Source organism: Hyalangium minutum (assembly GCF_000737315.1).
GTDB lineage: Bacteria > Myxococcota > Myxococcia > Myxococcales > Myxococcaceae > Hyalangium > Hyalangium minutum.
Genome location: NZ_JMCB01000012.1, coordinates 230,015 through 249,464, shown reverse-complemented (window position 1 = coordinate 249,464; position 19,450 = coordinate 230,015). Strand labels below are relative to the sequence as shown.

Sequence of the window (19,450 nt, the reverse complement as noted above, 5' to 3'; positions counted from 1 at the left end):
ATCTTCCGCATGCCTCCTGCTCCTCTTCCCGATGTCCGCACGGCGTTGTCGGACCTGTCCACCTGGCTCTATCGGCTGCCCGTCCAGAAGGCGGAGCCGCTGGCCGGGCCTACGGCGGAGGTCGAGGCGATCCTCTACGGCAAGACGGGCTTCGCCGACGAGACGCTGTTCCTCTATGGCTACTGCGTGGGAGGGAGCGAGCACTGCTTCCTCTACGACACGCCGTGGGACGAGGTGCACCGGGCCCTGGGAGGGGGAACTCCGGCCGAGTGGTACGACGGGCTCTCGATGCCGCGCGCGTTCCGGGTGCGCTACAGCGTCTCGGATCCCTCGAAGCACGAGATCCTCGATCCGCTCCTGAAGGAGATGATGAACCGCCCCATCCGGCCGCTGGGCAGGCGTCCCGGAAGCACTCGGCTGCTCACCGCGCCAGTGGAGGAAGTGCTCCGTGACATCGAGCACTGGGATCAGCGGCTCCGTTTTCTTCGCGAGGGCCTGCTCCTTGTGCCCGCGAATGATCCGAGGGTCGCCAGCTGGACGCCCGTCACGGGCGTGTTCGGTGGGATCGCGGGGAGCGGGAGCGCCTCGTACGCGCACTATCGCTACAGCGTGGGCGGCACTGGGTATGTGTTCGCGGTCAAGCCGACGCCGCCCATCTCGGAGATGACCCCGAGCGACCATTCGCCCGGATCCTCCCGGAAGGAGCGCCGGGCTCACCTCGCGGCGGCGCGGCGTCAAGAGCAGGCCTTCCGGTCGCTCGTGAGCGGGCAGGAAGTGCGCATCCGCTTCAATCCGCAGACGCCGGCAGAGCACTCCCTCGAGCTTCCACCCCTGCAGGAAGGAGAGCGCCCCCCCACGGTGGACCCATTCTCCGTGGTGTTCCAGCTGGAGCCGGTCGTGCTCCGCTCGATGCAGTAGGTGTCCGGAGAGCGCGAAGATCAAGGCGGATAACGGCCCGTGTTCACCGAAGCGGGTGGCCTCTCGAGCAGCTCCCGGCGGAGGCGGATGATGTCCACGACGGGATCCCACGTGCCACAGACCCACGGGAGCACCTCCGCCACGATGGCCTTGCGCACCTCCTCGGCAGCCTCTTGCTCGGAGAGGAGGGACGGCTCGGCGCTGGAGCCGAGGGCCCAGGTGATCACGGATCGGCTGCCGAGCGCGCGGCAGGCGCTGAGGACCGCCGAGCCCAGGAAGCCTCCCTCCGCCGAGCCGAGAGGCTGGGCGTACGGCGCCCACTCGGAGCGCTGCTCGTCCGTGGGCACGCAGAGGGTGGCGAAGGTCGTGGACCACGAGGCCGAGAAGGCGGACGGCGCGCAGAGCTGGCTCGGAGTGACGTTCCCCTCCTGGACCACGCGCCTCCCCATCGTGTCATGGGGGTCGCACAGCCACTCCTCCAAGACGTCGAGCGCCTCGCGAGGAGTGCCATTCAAGGGCGACTCGTTCTCCCAGAGCACTGCGACGTGGCGAGCGGCCGCCAGAGCGATACGCGCGCACAGCTCGCGTCCATAGGGGAGGAAACCTGCGGCCCAGTGCGTGAGAGCCTTGTCCGGAGGAAGGTCGGGAGTGGCTGCGGGCGGAGGCGCCAAGAGCCGGACGGCGCGCTCGTCCCGGAGTTGATCCGGGCTCGGTGCTGGCATCCGCGCCGCGAGTCGGCCACGGGCGATGCTGGAGGCGGCGGCCTGCAGCACCGGCTCGAGCCGAGGGTGGAAGGAGACGCGGCGCAGGGCCGGGAGGGTGGACTCAGCTCTCGCGCCCAGCCGCTCGATGAGCTGGAGCGCGAGGAAGCTGCGCAAGAGGAGGGCATGGGTGGCTTGGGGGGACTCCGCGCAGAGCACCTCCTCCTGAAGGAACTCGAAGGCACGGGGCTCGTCGAAGTGGAGCAGGGTGCTGGCGGCCTCCAGTCGGTTCGCGTCGTCCAGGATGGCCTGCTCCTCGACGGTGGTGCGCACCTCCGGGTCAGGCGCGGGCAGCCGGGCGAGGATCCGGAGCGCGCCCCTTCGCACCCGCTTGTCCACGTCCGTCAGCCGTCCCAGTGCCGCGCGACGGACCTCGGGAGGCAGAGGACCCTTCAGCGTGTACAGCGCGCGCGCGGCCTCCGCGCGGACCTCGGGCTCGTGCTTGCTCTCGAGACACGCGATGAGCTCGCGGGTCGCGAGGGACGTGGGCTGGGGAATCAGCTTGCGAGTCAGCACCCAGAGGGTCATACGCCGCAGCCGTGTGCTGCGTGTGCGGAGTGTCTCCAGGAGCGCGGGGATGGCGCACGTGGGCGGTGGCTGGATGAGCATCAGCGTGGAGACACAGTGCGCGCGGATCCGGACGTCGAGCTCATGCTTGGGAGACAGCTCTTTCGTTCGGAGGGTCTCCACCAAGGGAGGCACCGCTGCCAGGCCAGCAGTGCTCAGGGTCTCAGCTTCCGCGGGAATGCTGAGGTGGCGATCCAGCGGGCAGCGGGAGAACTCGGAGATCCACTCCCGTGGTGTCTTCTCCGCCACACGCCAGCCCGAGCGTTGGAGGGCGCGATCCAGGCGGCGCAGCGACTCGAGGTCATCTGGCCGGGCCCTGCGTCTCAGCGTTTCGAGTTGCTCGGTCATGGCTGAGCTCCCTGGCGCCCGCCGACGGGCGGCCATGCCAAAGCTGACTGGATTAGGATGCCACCCATGCGCGAAGAGAGCACAGTCAAGAGCCGGATCCTCGCGGCGGTGGGCGCGACGGGCGTCATGGCCTTCCTGCTCATCATAGAGCGGGAGCGCTACGAACTGCGGATGGGCGCCAAGGCGGTACCGCTCCTCTGTCTGCTCTTGTGGCTCTGGCCTCCTCGCGGGGCCTATCCGCGGTGGATCTTCGCCGGGCTGGTCCTCTCGCTGATCGGAGATCTGCTGTTGGAGATAGGCCCGGAGCAATTCCTGCCAGGGCTGTTCGCCTTCCTGCTCGCCCACGTGGCCTATGCCGCTGCGTATCTGTCCGTGACGCGCATCCCCAGTGTCATGCGTGGCCTCCCATTCCTTCTCCTCGCCGTAGGGGCCGGCGTGTTCCTGTGGCCCGGGCTCGGAGGCCTCGCATGGCCCGTGATGGCCTATATCGCCGTCATCTGCACGATGACGTGGCGCTCATGGGCGATGCTGGGTGCCAGTGGGTTGGGCCCTCGAGATCAGTGGGCCGCGCTGGCCGGTGCATTGATGTTCGCCGCCAGTGATCTCCTGCTCGCCATCCGGCTCTTCGTGCAGCCCGTGCCTGGATCAGGTTACGCCGTCATGCTGCTGTACTGGACTGGGCAGCTCTGCATCGCCCTCTCAGCACGCAGGCCGCAATACAGCTCGAGTCCCGCGCCTGACATGGCGGTCTGACGTCCTCCAGAGCCCTCGAAAAACGCGCGGATCCGCTCTGGCAGAGCCCCTTTTTTTGTCAGACCTCCTGCGTATCTCTGTGCCCGTTCAGCCGCTTTCAATCGAGGGAACGATGAGCACTGAGGTGATCGATAACCGCGTCGAGATCGTCTTCAGCTTTGACACTACCGGCAGCATGTACCCGTGCCTGGCGCAGGTGCGAAAGAAGGTGGGCGCCACCGTCTCGCGTCTCATGAAGGAAATCCCTGGCATCCGCATTGGGGTCATCGCGCACGGCGACTACTGCGACGAGGGATCCACCTACGTCACCAAGCTCCTGGATCTCACGGACGACAAGGACGCCATCGTGCGCTTCGTGGAGCGCGTGGAGCCCACCGGCGGCGGTGATGCCCCCGAGTGCTACGAGCTGGTGCTCCACCAGGCGCAGAAGCTGTCCTGGACAGCGGGCTATACGAAGGCGTTCGTGCTCATCGGTGACGACGTGCCGCACGGGCCGAGCCAGAACCCGCGCAAGCTGGACTGGCGCGTGGAGGTGGACGCGCTGGGACGCATGGGCATCCCCGTGTACGGCGTGCAGGCGCTCAACCGCCGCCACGCGACGGCCTTCTACAAGGAGCTGGCGCAGAAGTCCGGCGGCTTCCACTTGAGCCTGGATCAGTTCGCGTACATCACCGATACGCTGCTGGCCATCTGCTACAAGCAGTCGGGAGACATGAAGCTCCAGGCGTACGAGGCGGAGGTGGCCAAGGAGGGCCGCCTGACCCGCGGCCTGAACACGGTGTTCAACACCATGCTCAAGCGCGAGACGCCCACCGCATACGCGGCCACGGATCTACGCGCCGTCTCTCCGGGCCGCTTCCAGTTCCTGGATGTGGACAAGGACAGCCCCATCAAGAACTTCGTCACGGAGAACGGCCTGAAGTTCAAGGCGGGCCGCGGCTTCTACGAGTTCACCAAGACGGAGACCATCCAGGGCCGCAAGGAGATCGTCCTCATGGATCGCAAGACGGGCGACCTGTTCAGCGGCGACGGCGCGCGGGAGATGCTCGGGCTTCCGCCGGGCGAGACGGTTCGCATCCGCCCCGCCAACCTGGAGAAGTACGTGGTGTTCGTCCAGAGCACCTCGCAGAACCGCAAGCTGATGGGTGGTTCACGCTTCCTCTACGAAGTCGAGGACTGGGACGGCGCTCGCGCCTGAGCCCGGCTAAGGTGCCCTCCCGGAAACCTCGGACGGAGGGAGGAGACTTTGCCCCAGTACGACTTCGATCTCTTCACGATTGGCGCAGGCTCAGGCGGGGTGGCCTCCAGCCGCCGGGCCGGCGCCTACGGCGCCCGGGTCGCCATCTGCGAAGAGGACCGCGTAGGAGGCACCTGTGTCCTCCGTGGCTGTGTCCCCAAGAAGCTGCTCGTCTACGGCGCTCACTTCCGCCACGACTTCGAGGACGCTGCGGGCTTCGGCTGGTCCGTCCCCGAGCCGAAGCACGACTGGAAGAAGCTCCAAGTTGCCAAGGACAAGGAACTGGACCGGCTCAATGGCGTCTACAAACGCCTGCTCCGGGACGCGGGCGTGCAGCTCATCGAGGGCCGGGGGCGCATCGTGGATGCCCACACCGTGGAGGTCGCTGGCAAGCAGTACACGGCGGCCCACATCCTCGTGTCCACGGGCTCGCGGCCGTTCCTTCCCGAGCATCCGGGCATCGAGCACGTCATCACCTCGGATGGCGCGCTCAACCTGAAGGAGCTGCCGCGCCGGATCATCATTGTGGGCGGCGGCTACATCGCCGTGGAGTTCGCGGGCATCTTCAACGCGCTCGGCGCCAAGGTGACGGTGCTCATCCGCGGGGACACGGTGCTGCGTGGCTTCGATGACGACGTGCGCGCGTTCCTCACGCAGGAGCTGCGCAAGAAGGGCATCGACATCCGCTCCGAGGTGTTCGTGCGCGACATCGAGAAGCGCTCGGACGGGACGCTGAGCGTGCTCACGCGCATGGGCGACACGCCCGAGGCCGACGCGGTGATGTTCGCCACGGGGCGCGTGCCCAACACGCAAGGGCTGGGGTTGGAGGAGGTGGGGGTGAAGCTTGACGCGCGCAGCGCGGTGGTGGTGGATGAGGGCTCACGCACCTCCGTGGAGAGCATCTACGCGGTGGGAGACGTGACGGACCGACTCAACCTCACGCCCGTGGCCATCGCCGAGGGGCGGGCGCTGTCGGAGACGCTCTTCAACAACAACCCCGTGAAGATGGACCACACCGGAGTGCCGTCGGCCGTGTTCAGTCAGCCTCCGGTGGGCACGGTAGGCCTCACCGAGCTGGAGGCGCGGGAACTGCACGGCGAGGTGGACGTGTACGCGTCCAGCTTCCGGCCCATGAAGCACACGCTGAGCGGCCGGGAGGAGCGGTCGATGATGAAGGTCATCGTCGAGCGCTCCAGCGGGCGGGTGCTGGGCTTCCACATGGTGGGAGCGGACGCACCGGAGATCGTCCAGGGGCTGGCGGTGGCGCTCAAGTGTGGGGTGACGAAGAAGCAGCTCGACTCCACGGTGGGCATCCACCCCACGGCCGCCGAGGAGTTCGTCACCCTGCGAGACAAGCGCCCCGATCCAGGGGCGCAGATGGCCCAGGAGCTGGGCCAGGACGCTGCGAAGAAGTGAGCCAGCGGCCCCGGAGGGTGGTGTAGGGTCCGCGCCCGACTTCAACCGCTCTTCGGAGAGTGACTCGATGGTCTCTGCCCTGTTCAACCCGGCCCGCTGGAAGGCTGTGGATGGCTTCAACTTCAAGGACATCACCTTCCACCGCGCGGTGGACCAGGGCACGGTGCGCATCGCTTTCAACCGACCCGAGGTGCGCAACGCCTTCCGCCCGAAGACCGTGGACGAGCTGGCCACGGCGCTGGATGCCACCCGCTTCATGACGGACGTGGGCTGCGTGCTCATCACCGGCAATGGGCCCTCGCCGAAGGATGGCGGGTGGGCGTTCTGCTCGGGCGGAGACCAGCGCATCCGCGGCAAGGACGGCTACAAGTACGAGGGCGAGGAGGGCAAGGCGGACCCCGCGCGCCTGGGCCGCCTGCACATCCTCGAGGTGCAGCGGCAGATCCGCTTCATGCCCAAGGTGGTCATCGCCGTGGTGCCGGGCTGGGCGGTGGGCGGCGGGCACAGCCTGCATGTGGTGTGTGACATGACGCTGGCCAGCAAGGAGCACGCGATCTTCAAGCAGACGGATGCGGACGTGGCCAGCTTCGACAGCGGCTACGGCTCGGCGCTGCTGGCGCGGCAGGTGGGCCAGAAGCGCGCCCGCGAGGTCTTCTTCGTGGGCCGCAACTACTCGGCCGAAGAGGCCTTCCAGATGGGGATGGTGAACGCGGTGGTTCCGCACGCGCAGCTGGAGGAGTTCGCGCTGGAGTGGGCAGCGGAGATCAACACCAAGAGCCCCACGGCCATCAAGATGCTGAAGTACGGCTTCAACCTCCCGGACGACGGGCTGGTGGGCCAGCAGCTCTTCGCTGGCGAAGCCACGCGCCTGGCCTACGGCACCGAGGAGGCCCAGGAGGGCCGCGACGCCTTCGTGCAGAAGCGCAAGCGCAACTTCTCGCGCTTCCCGTGGACGTACTGAGCCGTTACTGGATGTCGCCCACGCACTGGCCGTTCTCGCAGCGCAGGTTCGTGAAGGCGATGCATTCCACCATCGTTCCACCGCAGCAGACGTCCCCCGCGGAGGCGTTGAGCTCCGCGGCCTTCGAGGCGTTGACGGGCCGGGCGCAGAGGCACTGCGCTGAACCCGCGAGGACACAGGTGTCTCCCGGGGAGCAGGCGGCGGCCTCCTCGGCCTGCTGATCAAACTCCTCCATGGAGAGACAGCAGCCAGAGAGGAACGCGAGCGACGCAAGAATGAGTGGGCGCATGGCGTGAGGTTCTCGCACACCTGCGCCCTCTCGCGCTGTGGGAGTTACGCCCCGGTGCGGATGCGGCGGCGCGAGAGCCCCCACATCAGCAGGCAGATCCCCGCCCAGCTCAGCCCCGTCGAAGCGCTGGGGTCGGCGCCGCACCCGCAGCCGGACGGAGGCAGCTCCTCGTCGGGGGGAGGCGGGGGCTGAGGCTGGGGCTGCACCGTCACCTGGAAGGTGCAGGCGGAAGCATTGCTGGCGGAGTCCGTCGCCGTCACCGAGACCGGGGTGGTGCCCAACGGGAAGACCTCACCGGAGGCGGGGCTGTAGTGGAGCAACGGCGTGGACACGGCATCCGAGGCAGTCGCGGGCGGGTACTGCACCACCGCACCCTGCGTGCTCGAGGCCAGCACCGTCACGTTCGCTGGGCAGGCGAGGGCCGGAGCGGTGCTGTCTCGCACGGTGATGGTAAAGGTGCAGGCGCTGGAGTTGCCCGCATCGTCCGTGGCGGTGATGCGCACGGGGGTCGTCCCCAGTGGGAAGCGGCTGCCGGGCGCGTGGCTGAGAGACACGTCCGGTGCCTGGGTGACCGCGTCGCTCGGAGCGGTCGAGGAGAAGATGACGGCCGCTCCCGAGGAGCCGGTTGCCTCCACCGTCATGTCGGCCGGGCAGCCGAGCTGAGGCGCGGTGGTGTCTCGCACGGTGACCCTGAACTGGCACCAGGCCGAGTTGCCCGCGGCATCCGAAGCCGTGATGGTGACGGTCGTGCTGCCGAGCGGGAAGCGGCTGCCGGGCGCGTGGCTCGACACGATGGTGGGCAAGGGAGAGCCGTCATCCGTAGCGGTAGGGAGCGGGAAGTCGACGAGGGCTCCCTGAAGACCAGTCGCCTCGGCGATGACCTCCGCACCGCAGGTGAGGGTGGGCGCGATGGTGTCTCTGACAGAGACGGTGAAGGTGCACGAGCGGGAGTTGCTCGCCGCGTCCGTGGCGGTGACGGTGATCACCGTGGCACCCAGGGGGAAGAGTGTCCCAGAGGCTTGGCTGTAGCTCAGCGTGACGGAGGACACGGTGTCCGAAAAGGTTGCCGCCGTGTAGCTCACTGAGGTGCCCGAGGCGCTCACCGCCTCGACCGTCACGTTGGCCGGACACGTGACGGTGGGGGCCGTGGTGTCCCGGACGGTGACGGTGAAGGTGCAGGTGCTGGTGCGCTCCAGGCTGTCACGCGCGGTGGCGGTGACGGTGGTGGCGCCCAAGGGGAACACGCTCCCCGAAGCGTGGCTGTAGCTTACTGAGACGCCCAGCCCCGAGGCGCTCGCGGGGGCATAGGTAGCCATGGCGCCCGCGCTGCTGGTGGCTTCCACCGTCACATTGGCCGGACAGGTGATGGTGGGAGCCGCAGGGTCCGTCACGGTGACGTTGAAGGTGCAGGAGGCGGAGTTGTTGGCCGCATCGCGCGCGGTGACGGTGACGACGGTGGTGCCTCGGGCGAAGGTGCTTCCCGAGACGTGGCTGTAGCTGACCTCCACCGTTGAGACTGTGTCCGAGGCGGCCGGAGCCGGGTAGCTCACCGTGGCGCCCGAGGCACTCGTGGCCTGCGCCGTCACGTTCGCCGGGCAGGAGAGGGTGGGCGAAGTGGTGTCCCGGACGGTGACGGTGAAGGTGCACGTGGCGGTGCGCTCCAAGCCGTCACGCGCGGTGGCGGTGACGGTGGTGGCGCCCAAGGGGAACACGCTCCCCGAAGCGTGGCTGTAGCTTACCGAGACGCCCAGCCCCGAGGCGCTCGCGGGGGCATAGGTAGCCATGGCGCCCGCGCTGCTGGTGGCCTCCACCGGCACATTGGCCGGACAGGTGATGGTGGGAGCCGCAGGGTCCGTCACGGTGACGTTGAAGGTGCAGGAGGCGGAGTTGTTGGCCGCATCGCGCGCGGTGACCGTGACGAGGGTGGTGCCTCGGGCAAACGTTGTCCCCGAGGCCTGGCTGTAGCTCAGCGTGACGTTGGACACGGAATCCGAGGCGGTCGCGGCTGGGTAGTTCACCGTGGCGCCCGAGGCACTTGCCGCCTCCACGGTCACGTTGGCCGGGCAGGAGACCGCCGGGGGCGTGGTGTCTCGGACGGTGACAGTGAAGCTGCACGTGGCGGTCCGGTTCAGGCTGTCACTCGCGGTGGCGGTGACCGTGGTGGTGCCCAGTGGGAACGCGCTCCCTGATGCCTGGCTGTAGCTCACCGAGACGCCCGTGCCGGTGGCACTGGCGGGCGAGTAGGTCGCCGTGGCGCCCGCGCTGCTGGTGGCCTCCCCCGTCACGTTCGCCGGACAGGTGATGGTGGGCGCAGGCGGATCCGTCACCGTCACGTTGAAGGTGCAGGAGGCGGAGTTGTTGGCCGCATCGCGTGCGGTGACCGTGACGAGGGTGGTGCCTCGGGCAAACGTTGTCCCCGAGGCCTGGCTGTAGGCCAGCGTGACGGAGGAGACCGTGTCCGAGGCGGCCGGAGCCGGGTAGCTCACCGTGGCGCCCGAGGCACTCGTGGCCTGCGCCGTCACGTTGGCCGGGCAGGAGACCGCCGGGGGCGTGGTGTCTCGGACGATGACGGCGAAGCTGCACGTGGCGGTGCGGTCCAGGCTGTCACGTGCAGTGGCGGTAACGCTCGTGGCGCCCAGCGGGAACACCGTGTCCGAGGCCCGGCTGTAGTTCACCGTGACGCTCATTCCCGTGGCACTGGCTGGAGGATAGGAGACCGTGGCACCCGCGCTGCTCGTGGCCTCCGCCGACGCGTTCGCCGGACAGGTGATGGTGGGCGCAGGCGGATCCGTCACCGTCACGTTGAAGGTGCAGGAGGACGTGTTGGTGGCGGCGTCCCGGGCCGTGACGGTGACCGGGGTGGTGCCTCGAGGAAACGCCGTCCCCGTGGCCTGGCTGTAGGTCAGCGTGACAGACGACACGGCATCCGAAGCGGTCGTGGCCGGGTAGCTCACCGTGGCGCCCGAGGCGCTCGTGGCCTGCACCGTGACGTTCGCGGGACACGTCAGCGCGGGCGGGGTTGTGTCTCGCACCGTGATGGTGAAGGAGCACCCACTGGTATTGCCCGACAGATCGGTCGCCGTGACCGAGACGGACGTCGTGCCGAGCGGGAACGTCGCGCCACTCGGGCGGCTGTAGCTCATCACCAGCGACGAGCTGGGAGTGGTGTCATCCACGGCCGTCGCGGGCGGATACGTCACCGCCGCACCCGTGGCCGCCGTGGCCTCGGCGGTCCTCGGCGTGGGGCACGTCACCACCGGCGGCGCGGTGTCCGAGCCCGTCGTGAGCGGTAGGCGCCACAGCTCGAAGCCATGCACCATATCCGTGGCCCGGAAGAAGATCGTCTGGCCCATGAGGATGAACATGCCAGGATAGGAGCCCCCATTGTCCGGGGCGAGGTTGGCGAGCATCCGTGTGCCCGCGACGGTGCCGTCGCTTACCCACAGCTCGAATCCGTTGACGCCATCATCCGCGGAGAAGACCAGCGTGTCGCCCACCACGGTGAGGCTTTCCGGAGGGAAGCCAAACGTGTTCGGGGTGATGTCCTTGAAGAGCATCGTGCCCGCCTCGGTGCCATCGCTCACCCAGAGCTCCTGGCCATGCACGCTGTCGTCGGCCGTGAAGAACAGCTTGTTGCCGAAGCGGGTCAGCGATGCCATTCGAGAGCTGTTCCCCCCCGGGTAGATGTCCTTGACGAACACCGTGCCGGCCGCCGTGCCATCCGTCTTCCACAGCTCCTGGCCTGCGGAGGTATAGGCCATGAAGAAGATCGTGCCATCGACCTCTACGAAGGTGCTTGGGTTGCTGGAGGCAGAGCCCGGATTGATGTCCTTGAGAAGGACCGTGCCGGCCGTCGTGCCGTCGCTCTTCCACAGCTCGCCGCCGTTCACCCCATCATTGCCGGAGAACAGGAGCGTGCCGCTCGAGGTGGCGAACAGGTTGCTCGGCCAGCTGTCTGCGGAGCCCGGCATGAGGTCCTTGAGGAGCACGGTGCCGGCTGTCGTGCCGTCCGTCTTCCACAGCTCATAGCCGTTCGTGCCGTTCGAGGCCGTGAAGAAGAGCGTGTTGCCTATGGGCGTGAGCCTCGATGGCCCCGTGCTCCCCGTGGACGGGTTGATGTCCTTGATGAGCACGGTGCCGGCCGCCGTGCCATCGCTCTTCCACAGCTCTGCGCCCGTGCTGCCGTCACTGGCCACGAAGACGAGCGTGCCGTTGAGATTCCTGAATTCAGAGGGCTGGGAGCCTGCGCCGCCCGGGCGGATATCCTTCACGAGCACCGTACCTGCTGTCGTGCCATCCGTCTTCCACAGCTCCTGGTCCCCGGTGGCGTCCCTTGCCGAGACGAAGAGCGTGTCATTGATCACCAGGGTCGAGATGGGATTGGACCATGCCGTTCCCGCCGCGATGTCCTTCACGAGCGTGGTGCCCGCCTCCGTACCGTTGCTCCGCCACGGCTCGCTGCCCGTCGCTCCGTCATTGGCCCAGAAGAGGAGCGTGTTATTCACGATCGAGAACCGGAACAGCTCCGCGTCGTCCGAGGTCGCGTTGACGTCCTTGGCGAGCACGGTGCCCGCCTCGGTGCCATCGCTCTTCCACACCTCGATGCCGTTCGTCCCATCATCCGCCGAGAAGAAGAGGGCGTTGCCCAGCGCTCCTGGAGAGCCTGGCCAGGAGCCCTGGTCGCCGGGGCGGATGTCCTTGACGCGGAACGTCCCTGCTGGCGTGCCATCACTCCGCCACAGCTCGGCGTCCATGAAGTTCGTGGAGTCACGCGCCACGAAGTAGGCCAGGGAGCCCGCCGCCGCGAAGTAATGAGGCTCCTCGATGGTGTTCCACGACTCGGGCTCGATCTGTTTCACCAGGACCGTGCCGGCCGCTGTGCCGTTGCTCTTGTAGATGCCATAGACACTGTCGCTCTCCTGGGCCGTGAAGAAGAGGATGCCGTTGATGTCCTTGAGCTTCTGAGGGAAGGACGTGAACGGCCCCGGGTAGATGTCCTTGACGAGCACCGTGCCGGCCGCCGTGCCGTCGCTCTTCCAGAGCTCGAGGTCCGTGCCGTTGAACCCCGCGAAGAAGACCTGGTTTCCCACGCGGGCAAAGCTCTGCGGCGCGGTGTTCAGGGCCGGGTTGGAGCCCGGGTTGAGGTCCACGACGAGCTGTGTGCCCGCCGGAGTCCCATTGCTCCGCCACAGCTCCAGGCCCGTCGCGCCGTCATCCGCCATGAAGACGAGCTGGCCCTGGAGGGACGTCAGATACAGCAGGTTGGAGCCTGAGCTGCCGGGCCGGATGTCCTTGACGCGCACGGTGCCCGCGGCGGTGCCATCGCTCTTCCACAGCTCAGGGCCCGTGGTGCCGTCATCCGCCACGAAGAACAGTGTGCCGTTCACGTTCGTGAGCTGCGTGGGCGCGGTGCCGCCATTGCCCGGGTAGATGTCCTTGACGAGCACGGTGCCCGCGGCGGTGCCATCGCTCTTGTACAGCTCTTGGCCAATCACCCCGTTGTCCGACACGAAGAAGACCGTGCCATTCACGTCCGTGATGGAGTTGTCTGCGATGAAGGCGAACTCCCCCTGCCGGACGTCCTTGACGAGGACGGTGCCCGCGGTGGTTCCATCGCTCTTCCACAGCTCGGCGCCATTGGCGCTGTTGGCGGTGAAGAAGAGCGTGTTGCCGACGCGCGTCAAGCCGTAGGCATAGCTGGTGTCCACACCGGGCCGGATGTCCTTGACGAGGACGGTGCCCGCCTCGGTGCCGTCGCTCTTCCACAGCTCGGTGCCGTGGAGCCCGTCGTCCGCCGAGAAGAAGAGGGTGCCGTTCACCTCCGTGAACTCGCGGGGGTCTGAGGGGCGGCCACCGAGCCGTATGTCCTTCACCAGTGCGGGAGGCCCGAACGCGCTCACCAGGCGCGGCGAGGCCACGCTCAGCGCGGAGCTTCCGGTGTCCCCCGGACTCACCGCCTCCTGGCATCCGCCCACCACCGCGAGTGCCATGGCCAGCCACACCAGCCGCCGCCGCTCATTGCCCATGATGCGTCTTTCCTCTGCCTGCGGAGTGGCCCGGAGGGGACGCACGTGCGGACGGGGGCCGCCAGCAGGACGGGGCGCAAGATCTCCTGGCTGGCATGGCCGGACAAGAGGGGGACCTCTGATTCACGGGGAGTAGCCGCGAAGGCTCACTCTCCCAGACGGGGGTCCCCTTATGGACGGGAGTTCCACGAGTAAGGTGCGGTCCATGCACCTCCTCCTGCGTCTCACGCAATCGCTCCCTGCTGTCCTCCTGTCCTCACTGCTCGCTGTCCCGGCGCTGGGGGCCGAGCCGCCTGCGCCTCCGCCGAAGAGCGCTCCGGCAACTCCTGCCACGCCCGTTACTCCCGCCACTCCCGAGCCCAAGCCCGAGGACGTGGCCACCCCCGAGGCCATCGTGGCAGCGCTCTACGATGTCATCTCCGGACCGAAGGGAAAGGCGCGAGACTGGAACCGCTTCCGCTCCCTCTTCGCGCCCGGTGCGCGGATGATTCCCTCGGGCAAACGGCCAGATGGCACCCAGGGGTTCCGGGTGCTCTCGCCCGACGACTACATCGCCCGGTCCGAGAAGCTGCTCGTCGAGGAGGGCTTCCGCGAGCGGGAGACTCACCGCATCCACGAGCAGTTTGGCCCGCTCGTGCACGTCTTCAGCACCTACGAGGGGATGCGCGAGGGCGACACGAAGCCCTTCGTGCGCGGCATCAACAGCATCCAACTCGTCCACGATGGCAAGCGCTGGTGGATCCTCACGGTGGCTTGGGCCCCGGAGACGCCAGAGCAGCTGCTGCCGGCGAAGTACCTCCGTCCCTGAGCTGCCCGTCGGACGTCGCCGGAGTCAGCCCAGCACGGAGACGGTGACGCGGCGCCGGTGCGGCGAGGTCCGGTGCTCCCACACGTAGAGGCCCTGCCACGTGCCCAGGTCCGCCGCTCCATTCTGGATGGGGATGGACAGCGAGTTCTGCGTCAGCACGGTGCGCACATGCGCCGGCATGTCGTCCGGGCCCTCGGCGTCGTGCTGGAACAGGGAGTCCCCATCCTTCACGAGCCGGGCGAAGAAGGCCTCGAGGTCCCGGCGCACGTCCGGGTCCGCGTTCTCGCAGAGGATGAGCGAGGCGCTGGTGTGGTGCAGGAACACCGTGCACAGGCCCTGGCGCACGCCGCTGTCCTGAATGGCGCGCTGCACCTCGGAGGTGATGTCGTGGAACCCTCGCCCCCGGGTGGACACGGTTAAATCCCGTGCGTGGTACACGGCGCGCACCTCCTCATCGGGCCTCCAGCCGCTTCATGAGGAAGTCCGCCATCCGCTCGAGCTCCTCGGGCATGAGGGTGTGGGGCCCATCAAAAGGTAGGAACTCCACGTCCAGGCCGGCCTCTGTCAGGAGGTCGCGCAGGCGCTCGGCGGTCTGGATGGGGAGGAGATCATCGTACCGGCCGTGGCCCTGGAAGACGGGCAGCCCCTTGCGAGCCTCCGCTCGGGCCTTCCACTCGTCCCGGACGATGAGCGTGCCTGAGAGGATGCACAGGCCCGCGGGAGGCTCCTCCAGCCGCAGCGCGACATCCGTCGCCACCATGCCGCCCTGGCTGAAACCTCCCAACACGATGCGGCCGTAGGGGAGGTTCGTCGCCGCCGCCACCGCGGAGACGGTGCTCATCATCGCGCGGCGCGCAGCCCGGAGTCCCTCGGGCTCCTCGCGCGAGTACTTGTCCCAGTCGAACTGCCCCGTGAAGAGCTCCAGGGGGATGGGGAACCAGGCCCGGCTGGAGGGCATGCCCAGCTCCATCAAGGGCAGCGGCGCCCCGGGCAGCACGAAGCGCGTGCGCTGCGCCAGCTCGGGACGCAGCGTCATCAGCTCCGCCGCCACGGGCACCAGGTCCGTGGCAGGGGCGCCGTAGCCGTGGCACAGGATGACGGCCAGCTCCGGGGGGCTCCCCGGAGGCAGGCCGTCGATGACCTTGCAGTCCAGCTCGCCCAGGCGGGTGGAGACTCCTCGCATGGCGCGACTACGGCTGCTTGTCGCTGATGGTGACCTTCTTGATGACCACGGGCGTCAGCGGCTTGTTGGCGCCCGCCGTCGGCACCTTGGCGATCTTCTCCACCACGTCATAGCCCTTCACCACCTCGCCGAAGATGGTGTGGCGGTTGTTGAGCCACTCGGTGTTGGCCACGGTGATGAAGAACTGGCTGCCGTTGGTGTTCGGGCCGCGGTTGGCCATGGCCAGGATGCCGGGCTTGCTGAACGTGCGGCCGCCCTGGAACTCGTCCTCGAAGCTGTAGCCGGGGCCGCCGACGCCCTGGCCCAGCGGATCGCCGCCCTGAATCATGAAGTTGGGGATGACGCGGTGGAAGACCGTCCCGTCGTACAGCGGCTTCGTCGTCGGCTGCAGCGTGGAGGGGTCCTTCCACTCCTTCTCACCCGCGGCCAGGCCCACGAAGTTGGCCACCGTCTTCGGTGCGTCCTTGGCGAAGAGCTTCACGATGATAGTGCCTTCGCTCGTGTCGAGCGTGGCGTAGAGGTCCTTGCCCTCCAGCGCGGCCTTCTGCCAGGCCGTCTTCGCGGCCTCGGGGGCGGGAGGCGTGGCCGCCGGAGTGGCCTCGGGAGGCTTGGCGGCGGCAGAAGGCTCCGGAGGCTTGGCGGCGGGGGGCTCCGGAGGCTTGACGGCGGCGGCCTCGGGCGGCTTGGCCGGAGTGGCTTCCTTCTCCTTGTCCTTGGTGCAAGCGGTGAGAGCGAGCAGCAACAGTCCAGTGGTCAGGATTCGAGTGCGCATAGCGCGCACATCCTAGCCATGGCTCCGCTCAGGACTCCAGCGCGAGCGCTATCAGGGCCTCGGTGATGTTGCCCGGGTGGTGGTTGGCGAAGCCCGGCAATCCCACGAGCGCGGCCTCGGCGTGGTCCATGTCGTTCAGGCGCACCAGCCGCGAGCCGGGGATCTCCGCATCCACCTGAGCCACCAACCCGTCATTGGGCAGCTGGTAGCGCTCGAACATGTAGCGGGCCACGGGCCACAGCAGCGAGCGCCGCGAGTAGCGTGAGGTGGCCAGCGACACGGTGGGGACCTCGCCAGCGTACGGGTGGCGCCGCACGAACTCCATGCGGGCCGGGTAGGCCAGGTCATCCACCGAGCGGGACACCCCGTAGAAGAACAGCGGAAAGGCGATGTCCAGCATGCGGCGCAGCTCGGGCGAGGTCGTCAGATCGTGCGCGATGGGCGAGCCTCCGTACGGCGCCTGCATGGCCACCACCGCGCGTACGTGCTTCCGCAACTCCGGGTAGAGCGCCAGCGTGGACACGCTCTCCACCGCGCCTTTGCTGTGGCCCACCAGCACCACCGAGCGCCCGAAGAAGGCCGCGTCCTCCAGCGCGTGACGCACCACCTCGATGTTGTCCGCGAGCGAGCCCTCGGTATCCACCTGCACCGCGCGCGTCTCCAGCCCGCGCCGCTCCAGCTGGACCTGGTTGGGCTCCAGGTAGCCGAACATCTCGTCCCCGAGCAGTCCCTTCACCAGCAGATACAGGTGGCGCGTCGCGTCGCCCGGCAGCACGGCCTCGCCCAGGCGCGCCCGTGCGTAGAGCTGCTGGAAGCGGGGGGTGGCCTCGGTGGTGGGCGCCGACTCCGCCCGGAACCAGCCCGCCTGGCCCGCGCACCCGGTGCCCCACCAGGGCTGCGCCGGAGGCAGGCCGCGCAGCGAGCGCACCATCCGGTCGATGGCTCCAGAACCCGGGGCCGGGGTGGCCGCGGGCTCGGGAGGGGGGAGGGGAGAGGCAGGGAACTCGGGGCGGCGATCCGGGGGCGGCATGACCCCCGCAGCGTACCGGGAGGGGACCCACACGCGCCAACCCACCCCTGGCTCGAAGCCGTCGCCCCAGAGGACAAGGCTCGTGATAGAAAGTGGTCAGTCTGGGGAGGATTCCACGCTGACCACGGGACAGGAATGGCTGGTGGATGCCAGCGGCTGCACGCCGGAGAGGCTCAAGGACCGGGCTGCCCTCGCCGGGCTCTTCGAGGAACTCATCGTCCTCCTGGAGCTCAAGGTGGTGGGCCAGCCGCAGTGGCACGTGTTCCCGGAGCCGGGAGGCGTCACCGGGCTGGCGCTGCTGTCCGAGAGCCACCTGACCATTCACACCTTCCCCGAGCACGGCTTTGCGGCACTCAACCTGTACAGCTGCCGCGTCCGCCCGCGCCCGGACTTCGAGGCGTTGGTGGCCCGTCACCTGGGCGCGCGGGGTTGCGAGGTACGTGAGCTGCCGAGGGGGGTGAAGGCGTGACGCAAGGGCAATGCCCCTCGTGTGGCGCTCCGGTCGAGTTTACCGCGGGCACGGCGCAGGTCGTCGTCTGCAGCTACTGCCAGACGGTGGTGGCCAAGAAGGGCGTGAACCTCGAGGCGCACGGGAGGATCGCCGCCATCGTGGACACGGACTCGCCGCTGCGGCTGGGGCTCGAGGGCCGCTACGGCAAGACGGGCTACCGGCTGGTGGGCCACCTCCAGAAGGACCACGGCGCGGGCCCGTGGGACGAGTGGTACGTGGAGTTCGACGACGGCCGCAGCGGCTGGCTCAGCGAGTCCGAGGGCGCCTTCCACCTCATGTTCGATGCGGGCCTGGAGGAGGGCATCAAGCTGGACGACGCCTACCCCGGCCAGCGCCTGAACCTGCGCAACCGCCCCTTCGTGGTGGAGGAGCGCGGGCACGCGCGCATCACGGCCGCCGCGGGCCAACTGCCCAGCGACGTGGACCCTACCGAGGACCACTATTATGTGGATGCGACGGGCCCCAAGGGCATGTTCGCGTCGCTGGACTTCGGCCCGCGCGGGCAGGATCCAGAGGTATTCCTCGGCCAGCGGCTGAAGCTGGAGCAGCTCGGCATCCCGTCGGACCAGCTGCGTCCCCGGACGAAGAAGGTCTCGCTGCAGCAGGCGCGGTGCCCTCAGTGCAACGGCGCGCTGGAGCTGCGAGCGCCGGATCAGACGAAGCGCGTGGCGTGCCCCTTCTGCGGCGCGCTGCTGGACGCCAGCCAGGGCAAGCTGGCCTTCCTCCAGCTGCTGGAGAAGCCGGAGCACGCGCCCCTGATTCCGCTGGGCACCAAGGGCCAGCTGGATGGGACGGAGTGGATCTGCATCGGCTTCGTGGTGCGCTCGTGCACAGTGGATGGCACGCGCTACCCGTGGGAGGAGTACCTGCTCTTCCACAAGGCGCGCGGCTTCACCTGGCTGATGCAGTCGAACGGGCACTGGGTGTACCTCAAGCCCATCGACGCGGGTGACGTGTCCCTGGTGCCGGGCGTGGCCGCGCACTACGAGGGCCGGCGCTACAAGGCCTTCCAGTCGGTGACGGCCGTCACGGAGACGGTGCTCGGCGAGTTCTACTGGGAGGTGCGCTCGGGCGAGATGGCGCAGGCCGTCGAGTACGTGGCGCCGCCGTACTCGGTGAACGAGGACGCCACGAGCAACGAAGTCACGTACACCCACGGCGAGTATCTGGCGCCCTCGGTCATCCAAGAGGCCTTCAAGCTCAAGGAGCCGCTGCCGCCGCCCCAGGGCGTGGCGCCCAGCCAGCCCAACCCGCACAAGTCCGCGCCCACGTGGAAGTGGTCGGCCATCTGGGCCACGGCGCTCATCGCTGTCTACCTGTTCCTCAACGTCCTGGCGGCCAACGAGGGCGTGTTGGACATGACGGTGACGCTGCCGCCGGACGCGATGTCCGGCCAGCCCAGCGCCATCCACTTCAGCGAGCCCTTCCAGGTCCACAAGCGCGGCAACGTGAAGGCGGACGTGTCCGCCCCGGTGAGCAACGACTGGATTGGTATCCAGGGAGACTTGGTGAACCAGGACACCGGCGAGGTGACGAGCTTCTACCAGGAGATCAGCTACTACTACGGCTCGGACTCGGACGGCTCGTGGACCGAGGGCGACACGAGTGGCTCGGAGTATCTGTCCTCGGTGGATCCGGGCACATACGTGCTGCGGACGACGGCGGCCTTCGGGAGCACGGCGTCGCCTGGGGGCGCGGGCCGCTCGTTCCGGGTGCAGCTCACCAGCGACACGCCGCGTGGCTCGTGGTTCTTCTGTGCGTTGGTCATGTTGCTGATTGGGCCGCTGTTCGCGTTCATCCGCTCTTCGAGCTTCGAGTCCACGCGGTGGGCGGAGAGCAACTTGTCGTCATCGAGTTCATGAGGGAGGGG

Annotated in this window: 15 protein-coding genes; 8 read left to right on the top strand and 7 right to left on the bottom strand. The window is 68.2% G+C overall.

Features of this window, described 5'->3' with window-relative positions; translation table 11 throughout:
* Positions 1–9 precede the first annotated feature (9 nt).
* Positions 10–918 carry a hypothetical protein gene (locus DB31_RS28630; protein WP_044193254.1) on the top strand — a complete coding sequence of 303 codons (909 nt, stop codon included), beginning with the start codon at positions 10–12 and terminating at the stop codon, positions 916–918.
* A 20-nt stretch (positions 919–938) separates the two neighbouring features.
* Here the strand turns inward: DB31_RS28630 and DB31_RS28625 are convergent, their stop codons facing one another.
* Positions 939–2,594: a HEAT repeat domain-containing protein gene (locus DB31_RS28625; protein WP_044193253.1), complete on the bottom strand. Its 1,656-nt coding sequence runs from the start codon at positions 2,592–2,594 to the stop codon at positions 939–941.
* A 66-nt stretch (positions 2,595–2,660) separates the two neighbouring features.
* Between DB31_RS28625 and DB31_RS28620 the strand changes: the two genes are divergently transcribed.
* The 4 genes from DB31_RS28620 (at position 2,661) to DB31_RS28605 (ending at position 6,961) form a co-directional block, all read left to right on the top strand.
* Positions 2,661–3,347, top strand: a complete 687-nt coding sequence (locus DB31_RS28620) for a lysoplasmalogenase (protein ID WP_052420320.1) — start codon at positions 2,661–2,663, stop codon at positions 3,345–3,347.
* A gap of 112 nt (positions 3,348–3,459) precedes the next feature.
* Positions 3,460–4,545, top strand: a complete 1,086-nt coding sequence (locus DB31_RS28615) for a vWA domain-containing protein (RefSeq protein WP_083968784.1) — start codon at positions 3,460–3,462, stop codon at positions 4,543–4,545.
* A gap of 48 nt (positions 4,546–4,593) precedes the next feature.
* Positions 4,594–6,000: a glutathione-disulfide reductase gene (gene gor / locus DB31_RS28610; protein ID WP_044193252.1), complete on the top strand. Its 1,407-nt coding sequence runs from the start codon at positions 4,594–4,596 to the stop codon at positions 5,998–6,000.
* 67 nt (positions 6,001–6,067) lie between these two features.
* Positions 6,068–6,961: a 1,4-dihydroxy-2-naphthoyl-CoA synthase gene (locus DB31_RS28605; protein WP_044193251.1), complete on the top strand. Its 894-nt coding sequence runs from the start codon at positions 6,068–6,070 to the stop codon at positions 6,959–6,961.
* 4 nt (positions 6,962–6,965) lie between these two features.
* Here the strand turns inward: DB31_RS28605 and DB31_RS28600 are convergent, their stop codons facing one another.
* Both DB31_RS28600 and DB31_RS49140 read right to left on the bottom strand, forming a co-directional pair.
* A complete protein-coding gene (locus tag DB31_RS28600; protein ID WP_044193250.1) occupies positions 6,966–7,250 on the bottom strand; it encodes a hypothetical protein in 285 nt (94 codons plus the stop codon).
* A gap of 44 nt (positions 7,251–7,294) precedes the next feature.
* Positions 7,295–13,276, bottom strand: a complete 5,982-nt coding sequence (locus DB31_RS49140) for an ELWxxDGT repeat protein (RefSeq protein ID WP_052420319.1) — start codon at positions 13,274–13,276, stop codon at positions 7,295–7,297.
* 205 nt (positions 13,277–13,481) lie between these two features.
* Here DB31_RS49140 and DB31_RS28585 point away from each other — a divergent pair, with 205 nt between their 5' ends.
* On the top strand, positions 13,482–14,084 hold the full coding sequence (locus tag DB31_RS28585; RefSeq protein WP_044193248.1) for a hypothetical protein: 603 nt from the start codon (positions 13,482–13,484) through the stop codon (positions 14,082–14,084).
* Positions 14,085–14,108: 24 nt separating this feature from the next.
* Here DB31_RS28585 and DB31_RS28580 read toward each other — a convergent pair whose 3' ends face one another.
* From DB31_RS28580 to DB31_RS28565, 4 genes are read right to left on the bottom strand one after another with little or no spacing between them, the layout of a single operon-like run.
* Entirely contained in the window at positions 14,109–14,522 is a 414-nt protein-coding gene (locus tag DB31_RS28580; protein WP_044193384.1) for a secondary thiamine-phosphate synthase enzyme YjbQ, read from the bottom strand.
* Between the two features lie 13 nt (positions 14,523–14,535).
* A complete protein-coding gene (locus DB31_RS28575; RefSeq protein ID WP_044193246.1) occupies positions 14,536–15,267 on the bottom strand; it encodes an alpha/beta hydrolase in 732 nt (243 codons plus the stop codon).
* Positions 15,268–15,274: 7 nt separating this feature from the next.
* Positions 15,275–16,039: a peptidylprolyl isomerase gene (locus DB31_RS28570; protein WP_044193245.1), complete on the bottom strand. Its 765-nt coding sequence runs from the start codon at positions 16,037–16,039 to the stop codon at positions 15,275–15,277.
* A gap of 28 nt (positions 16,040–16,067) precedes the next feature.
* Positions 16,068–17,069 (bottom strand): lipase family protein, encoded by a 1,002-nt coding sequence (locus DB31_RS28565; protein WP_044193243.1) that lies wholly within the window; start codon positions 17,067–17,069, stop codon positions 16,068–16,070.
* 82 nt (positions 17,070–17,151) lie between these two features.
* Between DB31_RS28565 and speD the strand changes: the two genes are divergently transcribed.
* Together speD and DB31_RS28555 are read left to right on the top strand one after the other, a co-directional pair.
* Complete coding sequence (speD, locus tag DB31_RS28560) at positions 17,152–17,538, top strand: adenosylmethionine decarboxylase (protein ID WP_044193241.1); 387 nt, start codon at positions 17,152–17,154, stop codon at positions 17,536–17,538.
* Positions 17,535–19,442 carry a DUF4178 domain-containing protein gene (locus tag DB31_RS28555; RefSeq protein ID WP_044193238.1) on the top strand — a complete coding sequence of 636 codons (1,908 nt, stop codon included), beginning with the start codon at positions 17,535–17,537 and terminating at the stop codon, positions 19,440–19,442. Before speD ends, DB31_RS28555 begins: the two co-directional genes overlap by 4 nt.
* Positions 19,443–19,450: the final 8 nt, after the last annotated feature.